Source organism: Wolbachia endosymbiont of Nasonia vitripennis, assembly GCF_048054115.1.
In the GTDB taxonomy this organism is placed as follows: Bacteria; Pseudomonadota; Alphaproteobacteria; order Rickettsiales; family Anaplasmataceae; genus Wolbachia.
The window spans coordinates 1-7,446 of the sequence record NZ_JAFEVF010000036.1 but is presented as its reverse complement, the minus strand read 5'-3'; the positions used below and the strand labels follow the sequence as shown (position 1 = coordinate 7,446).

6 protein-coding genes and 2 pseudogenes are annotated in these 7,446 nt (G+C 33.9%); 3 read left to right on the top strand and 5 right to left on the bottom strand.

The genetic code is table 11. The features are described from left to right. Positions 1-138: 138 nt before the first annotated feature. Positions 139-264, top strand: a pseudogene (locus JR053_RS04565) (glutathione synthase); the annotation flags it as partial. Here JR053_RS04565 and JR053_RS04560 read toward each other — a convergent pair. After that, the gene (locus JR053_RS04560) at positions 249-1,271 is read right to left on the bottom strand and encodes a UDP-N-acetylglucosamine--N-acetylmuramyl-(pentapeptide) pyrophosphoryl-undecaprenol N-acetylglucosamine transferase (RefSeq protein ID WP_010403780.1); all 1,023 of its coding nucleotides are present in this window, start codon (positions 1,269-1,271) and stop codon (positions 249-251) included. The pseudogene JR053_RS04565 and the gene JR053_RS04560 overlap by 16 nt on opposite strands. 73 nt (positions 1,272-1,344) lie before the next feature. On the opposite strand from JR053_RS04560, the pseudogene JR053_RS04555 reads away from it, so the two are divergent. After that, a pseudogene (locus JR053_RS04555) lies at positions 1,345-1,703 on the top strand (hypothetical protein). A 1-nt stretch (position 1,704) separates the two neighbouring features. Here JR053_RS04555 and lpdA read toward each other — a convergent pair. From lpdA to der, 4 genes are all read right to left on the bottom strand, one after another. Beyond that, positions 1,705-3,090 (bottom strand): dihydrolipoyl dehydrogenase, encoded by a 1,386-nt coding sequence (lpdA, locus tag JR053_RS04550; RefSeq protein ID WP_010403774.1) that lies wholly within the window; start codon positions 3,088-3,090, stop codon positions 1,705-1,707. Positions 3,091-3,767: 677 nt separating this feature from the next. Then, a complete protein-coding gene (locus JR053_RS04545) occupies positions 3,768-4,247 on the bottom strand; it encodes a disulfide bond formation protein B (protein ID WP_010403761.1) in 480 nt (159 codons plus the stop codon). A 98-nt stretch (positions 4,248-4,345) separates the two neighbouring features. After that, a complete protein-coding gene (locus tag JR053_RS04540; protein WP_416603689.1) occupies positions 4,346-5,374 on the bottom strand; it encodes a hypothetical protein in 1,029 nt (342 codons plus the stop codon). Between the two features lie 132 nt (positions 5,375-5,506). Next, on the bottom strand, positions 5,507-6,832 hold the full coding sequence (gene der / locus JR053_RS04535) for a ribosome biogenesis GTPase Der (protein ID WP_010403736.1): 1,326 nt from the start codon (positions 6,830-6,832) through the stop codon (positions 5,507-5,509). Between the two features lie 135 nt (positions 6,833-6,967). On the opposite strand from der, the gene JR053_RS04530 reads away from it, so the two are divergent. Beyond that, the gene (locus JR053_RS04530; RefSeq protein ID WP_010403728.1) at positions 6,968-7,264 is read left to right on the top strand and encodes a hypothetical protein; all 297 of its coding nucleotides are present in this window, start codon (positions 6,968-6,970) and stop codon (positions 7,262-7,264) included. Positions 7,265-7,446: the final 182 nt, after the last annotated feature.

The following is a 7,446-nucleotide window of genomic DNA, read 5'->3' as shown; positions in this document are numbered from 1 at the left end:
GCTTTGCAAGTTCTAGCAATCCCAACTTTGGTTTTAGTATTTTTTCTTGTGTTGTATTCATATCTGACACTCCTTTAAAACTTGTCTATATTTTTATCTTACTTTGTTTGCTTGTCAGATCAAGTCTAAACTATTACACTTCTTGAAATTAACACAACTTCGCCTACGGGAGTAGTTTATATCAATAAGTTGTATAGTAAATCACTAGAAAAAGAACTATGGGATGCATTTGAAGAAAAAGCAATTCGTCAACTAAGTTCTTGAGCTATTGCCTTAATAAATTCAGTAACTCCATTCCTTATTCTTGTTTTCTTAGTATTATTAGCCATATCACGCAATTTTTGACAATTTTGCAATAAATCAACTAGCAACTCTCCTAGATTCTTTTTCGCGTTACTATTTTGCTCAACCATTACAGCTGCTCCCGAATCTTCAATATGTTTTGCATTATAAAATTGATGGTTATCTTTTGAGTGAGGATAAGGAATATATACAGCAGGACGCTCAGCAAGAGTAATCTCTGCTATTGAAGTTGCCCCCGCTCTGCTAATTACCAAATGAGCATTGGCCAGTTTATTTTCCATATCATCGAAAAACTCACTTAACTCACAATCAATTCCTTCACTTTTGTATAGACTCTTGACCTTGTTTATATTTTTCTTCGTACATTGCTGCGTTACTCTAATCCTCTCTTTTACTTCAACAGGTAGATCACAAATTACGCTGCTCACTACATCATCAAAAAAATTTGCACCCTGACTGCCTGCTATTATTAACACGTTTAAAACTGTTTCAGCTCTAGAATAGCCTTGTGCTTCTATATCGACAAAATTTCCTGTAAAAACGCATTTACTACCTTCTGCATACTTAGTCTCTGGAAAGCTAGTTGCAATTAATTTTGCACTCTTGAAAAAGAATCTATTTACCCTCCCTAAAACTGTGTTTTGTTCATGTAAAACTATAGGTATAGAAAGAATCTTTGCTGCAAGAAGAGTTGGAAAAGAAGCGTAGCTACCAAAACCAATGATTAGCTTTGGTTTTAATTTTCTCGTTTGATACAGTGCTAATACACAACTATACATTAACAAAAAGAGAAACTTCAATTTGTTGCCACTTGGCTTGCACAATGGTAAAATATAACTTTCTATATTGATGGTTTTTTGATCATTGAATAATATACAATTGTGCCCTTGTACCTTTAGTGCTTTTGCTAATGTTATAGCTGGAAAAACATGCCCACCTGTACCGCCTGTTGCTAGAATAATAGTCATCTGTAAGTAGTAATTTGATAATAGATTGTTAATTATTTTTTAATAATTTGCATGTAAAATTTTATTAAGCTTTATGATAGTCGAGTTAAAAATGCCTAAAAGTAGTGACAGTAAAAAAGAATCTAACATAAAAAATAAGCCTCAAGAGCAAAGCAGAAGCGGAGGTTTATTAAAAAACATAATAAAAGCTCTTTTTAACTCAGTTGTTGATCTACCTCAGCAAGAACAACTCAATAAAATATTGATAGACAACAAGGTTTAGACAGTAAAAGAAAAAGCCCAGAGGATCTTAATCAGGAAAAAAAGCTTGAAGTGAAAGAAGCAGCTGAAGGGTTAAAAGAAAAGTTAGAAAAATCTGATATTGGTAATCAATCTATTAGAATTGAATCGCCTAATCAGGATAATTGTAGCTCTAAAACAATGGATCGTTAGCTTAACTATTTAACGATTCATCATCTACAGCAAGTACTGATTCGTGTATAATTTCCGAAATAGTTGGATGAGGAAAAATCGTAGATTTTATGTCGCAGTCTGTTCCCTCTAGTTGCTTTGCAAGAGCGAAATTGCTAATTAACTCTGTTACTTCCGCTCCTATCATGTGAGCTCCAAGAAGTTCGCCTGTTTTTTTGTCTATAATTGTTTTCACTAAACCTTCAGTTTCACTTAGTGCAATAGATTTACCATTAAAGTTGGAGTGAAATTTTCCTACTTTTATATCGTATCCACTTTTTATTGCCTGTTCCTCAGTAAGGCCAACGCTTGCTACTTGCGGATGAGAGTAAGTGCAATTTGGTATGCACTCTTTTTTTAACTTATGAGCATTTTTACCGGCAATTTTCTCAACACAGATTACAGCTTCATGACTTGCTTTATGCGCTAAACATGGGGGACCAGCTACATCACCTATTGCATACACACTTGATTCACTTGTTTCATACCACTCATTCGTTTCAATGAAACCAGAAGGACTCAACTTAATTTTTGTATTTTCTAAACCTATATTTTCAGTGTTTGCTTGCACGCCAACTGCAACAATCACCCTATCAAATTCTTTGCTCTCACCACTACTTAGTAACACTTGAGCAAAGTCTTTATTTTTAGTCAAAGCTTTTACGCTACTGTTTGTATATATTTTTATCCTTTGTTTTGTGAATATTTCTTGTGCTAAATTTGAAATATCTTTATCTTCCAGCGGCAAAATAGTGTCTTTTACTTCTATAATTGTTACATCAACTCCCAAAGTACTATAAAAACTTGCAAACTCTATTCCTATCGCACCAGAACCTATGATTAGTAGAGATTTTGGTAACTTCTTTGGAGTCATAGCGTGCTGCGCATTCCATATTAAATCTCCATCTACTTCGATTCCAGGAAGATTTCTTGCCCTTACACCTGTTGCTAAAATGATATGCTTAGAAGAAATTTCCTCCTCCTTCTTATCATTAAGAATTTTTACAACATAGTTACCTGCAAGTTTACCAAAGCCTTGATGAACTTTGATGTTATTTTTTTTCATCAAATACTCAACACCACTTGATAGCTTATCAACAACGTTCCTTGAATATTTCACTATTGATTGTATATCAAAACTTGTATCCTTTACTTTTATGCCAAATTCTTCTGATCTTCTTATTAATCTATAAACTTCAGACGCTCTAAGTAGCGATTTTGTTGGTATACATCCCCAATTTAAGCATATACCACCCAAATTTTCCTCCTTTTCAACAATTGCAGTTTTAAGTCCAAGCTGCGCCGCTCTAATTGCTGCTATATAACCACCAGGACCGCTGCCTATAACTGTAATATCATACTCATTCATCAGTTTTCTTCGTATGCAAAAGACTATATATAACAGATGGAACCCGTATGATCAATGCTCAGGTGCATAGAAGCGGCTTGACAAACCTTCCCACTTTTCTTCTTATATCAATAAGAGTATTTATCCTTATTTTTAATCTCCGCGGGTTTAACAACAAAACTCAGATATTTATTGGCAGATTACATAAAAATTATAGCGGCTGCATGTTTTTTAAATTTTTTCTACTTCAGCCAAAACACGCTTGTTAGCACATTATCAATTTACATTATTAAAACTCGCTATATAGGGATTCTTTTGCCTTTTTTTACTTAGTAAATTTATTAATATTTATAGCTAAAGCTTCAGGCCAGCACTTGATGCTGAAATCTTTACTACAAATAAGCATATTGAGCACAAAATTATGCTAAAATACAACGTTTTTGGTGAGACTATGGACAAACTGAATCCCAGTATCTGGGCACTGGGATGACAAGAAATAGGCTGCTTTCATAACAATGAAAGGTTATTTGGATGATAGCTGCACTTCCAGTTTCAGCTACTCGGATGACAAGAAAGAGGGCACTGGCATGCTGAACCATAATGTTCGTACAGCTGTGCAAGAATCAGTGGGTGTGACTTGCCAAATTTTTAAATTACGAACAGCACCAAGTAACGCACAAGTACAGCGTCTATACCAGTTACTGTTGTACCTTATTTCTTTCTCCACAATACATTTTACCTGATAAGAATAGAGCTACTATAAGATAAATAAGATTCCATGTTGCTAACGAAACACCAAAAATATAATGAGGTCTGTCACAAGACGGAGAGTAGTTAGGGTTTAATAGATTATTTCTTAGCTCTTCTATGCTAACGTTACCACTTGCTTGCTCTGTACAGCCTAAAACATCATGAAATAAGTGGAGTTCAAGACCTACATGATAAAAAGATATTATTGCACCAATGAGATAGCTGCAAAACATCGCATAGATTAGGATTTTGTTGTCTTTGAACATGTACGCAACTGCAAGTAGCCCTGTAACATAGTAAACTACTCGCTCGTATATGCATAACTTGCATGGTAGCATATTGAAGAAATACTCTAGCACATATGCAAAAATCAGAGCAGCGGCACTTGACAGCAAAAAGATTGTAGAACTGTTATTTATATCTGACATAATTAACGAATTACCACAACAACCGAAAAAGTCAACTTTTGTTTAATAATGTTCTATATAATTATAAAGCGACACATATCACTCTATAACTTTTTTATCTAGCCTCTATGCATGTATTCACAGCTAGATACTGATTTAGTTTGCATACTAGTTACAACCCTAGTATCACTATCTATTCTTGCAATCTCTTCTTTAGTATACAATTCATCCTTGTTTTTCGTCCAGCTATTGTCATATTGAATATCAACTTCTCCTCCATTGGTTTTAAACCCAAATGTTTCTTTTATAAGCAATCTTTTCTCTTCTTGTAATCTATTAAGATGTTCGCTAAGACTTGTATAATCAGAAGTAGGAAGAACCTCATTAATAGGACTGTTATATACAATATTTTCCATTAGTGTATAAATGTGATGCGGTGATGATCGGAGAGTAGGATAATACTTTTGAAATCTATGCTTTATCTCATTATAAAATTCCGTAACCTTTACTTTACCAGCATCACTTACAGCAACTATAGCATTCTCAATATTTGTTATACCGTCATAGTCGTGACCTGTCTTGTCATTTTCAGCAACCAAAAAGCCCTGGCTAGCCTGAATCTCACCAAGTTTTTTGTCTTCCTTAGGTAAAATATCAAAATCAAAATAGATCATAGGAGATTTCAATACCAACAACATAAATATACGCATACTGTCTATCTCAACACCAAAAGATAATCTTTTACTTTCTGGAATAGAGTATAGATCTTTGAAATATTGAGATACAGTGTATAAAGGACATTTAGATAGTTCTGTTTTCTTATCTGTTTGTAAGTGAAAGCTAAATTCATACTCTCCTAAATCCAGCTCATTAAAGTCTATAAGCTCTATGTTTTTGTTTGGGTTAAACTCTCTGTTTAATATTTTATTCTCCAACTCTTTACGTTGCGTAGGAGTAAAACCAGATCCATTTATTACTAACTTCACTACACGCGTATCTTCTCTTTTTGCCCATTCGCTCAATCTCTCCAAATATTTTTCTGGGATCGGATATCCATATCGCCTTGGAAGCCACTGAAATACTAAAGGTGTATCAACCGTGAAAGTATGTGGAGATCCAGGCCTTAAATCTTGTCCTTTATAATTCATAGCAAAAGCACTAAATAAGTTAATATTTTACTATATAATATTAACTTATCAACTACTTATTTAAGTAATATTGTTTATTTGTTAATAATATTAATAAGATAAAAAACTATATTATTAATAAAACAAGATTACCTACTTTACATAGGGATTCTTATTCTTTTTCAAAAGCAATCTGACTGGTACGCCTTCAACAAAGAAGTTTTTTCTAAGACCATTAGTCAAATAACGTTTATAACTCTCATCAACACTTTCCGGGACGTTGCATACCAAAGAAAAAGCTGGAGGTTTGGTGCCAATTTGAGCAATATACTTCATTTTAATTGCTCTACCTTTTATAAGTGGGTGAGAATGTTTTTCCACGGCATCTATTAGCCACTTATTCAGTTTTGCAGTGCTGATCTTCTTGTTCAAGGATTCACTTACTTCAAGACACTTATCTATCACATCACCGCAGCGCATACCTTTCAACGCAGAAATTGTTACAGTTGGCACTTCCAAAAATAACCGAGTCACTTCCTGTTGTTTGACAAATTTTATTAACTTACTTCTGTCATCCTTACCTATTAAATCCCACTTATTTAAAACAATGATAATTCCCTTCCCGCCTTTAATCGCAGCTTCAGCAATTGATAAATCCTGCTGCTCAATGCCAAGCAGAGAGTCTAGCATTAAAACTACCACATGAGAGCGCTTTATTGACTCCATGCTTTTTTCAACGAATCTTGATTCTAAGTTGTCAACAACATTTGCCTTTCTGCGGATTCCTGCAGTATCGATGAGAGTGATTAATTTTCCATTATGGTCGTATGAGATATCCACAGAGTCACGCGTGGTACCAGGTTTTGAGCTTACTATTAGTCTATTTTCTGCAAGTAAACTGTTTAAAAAAGTTGATTTTCCAACGTTTGGGCGACCGATGATCGCAATCCTCAGTCTAATGGACTCACTTTCAGGCAGCTCAGTTTTTTTGTTAAAATCTTCAATAACACCAGCTAATACATCATAAAGATCAATCATACCAAGATTATGTTCGGCTGAGATGTACACCGGACCTATGAAGTTGAAGAACTGCAAATAATCAACATTTTCCGATTTATGACTTTCGCATTTGTTTGCTATTAGTATTACAGGTTTGTTCGTTTTTCTCTTCAGCCACTTTGCAAACTCTTTGTTCTGCTCGTTTTGCACTTTTGCATCAACAAGAAAAAAAATTACATCTGCGCTTAATAAAGAAAACTCTATTTGTTCAATAACTTGTAGTGAAAAACTGGTTTGGTCATTCCATCCTCCTGTATCTATAACTTTAAACTCTAAATCACTAATTCTTCCAATTCCTTCACGCCTATCTCTCGTTACTCCTGGAATGTCACTAACTACCGCTGCTTTTCTTCTTACTAGCCTATTAAATAGAGTTGACTTGCCTGCATTTGGAAGGCCTATTATGACTATTTTCAGCATAGTTTAAGAGCGTATTTTATACATAGTAAATTATAATCAAAATTTTTTAGTTTAACTATTGACTTGATAGATTATATACCTATCCTAAAATTAGGATATTTTATCTTAAGTTTATTATGTAAAATTGGAGGCGCTATGCATAATGCAAATGAAACTTTAATAATGAATTTCGATCAAGTTTCTCAATTAACTCCTAAAATTTATAAATTAGGGACACCTTATAACAACAGGACACGTATATATAACTATATAACTTTAGCTAAAGCATTGGAGAATCTCAATGATCCATCCCGGTCACATGAAAATAAGGAGCTTTTTTTGAGTGACAATGATGAAGAAACTAAGAAATTTCTGAGTGTAATTCGAAAAGGAATTGCTGAATATACAGGTAATGATTCTGTAGATGTGAGGTTGAGAGGAAAAGAAAGATAAATCATTTACTGCATGGGTATCGTTAAAAGAAGGCAGAGGTGAGTTGTAATAGTTTAGACTTGATCTGACAAGCAAACAAAGTAAGATAAAAATATAGACAAGTTTTAAAGGAGTGTCAGATATGAATACAACACAAGAAAAAATACTAAAACCAAAGTTGGGATTGCTAGAACTTGCAAAGC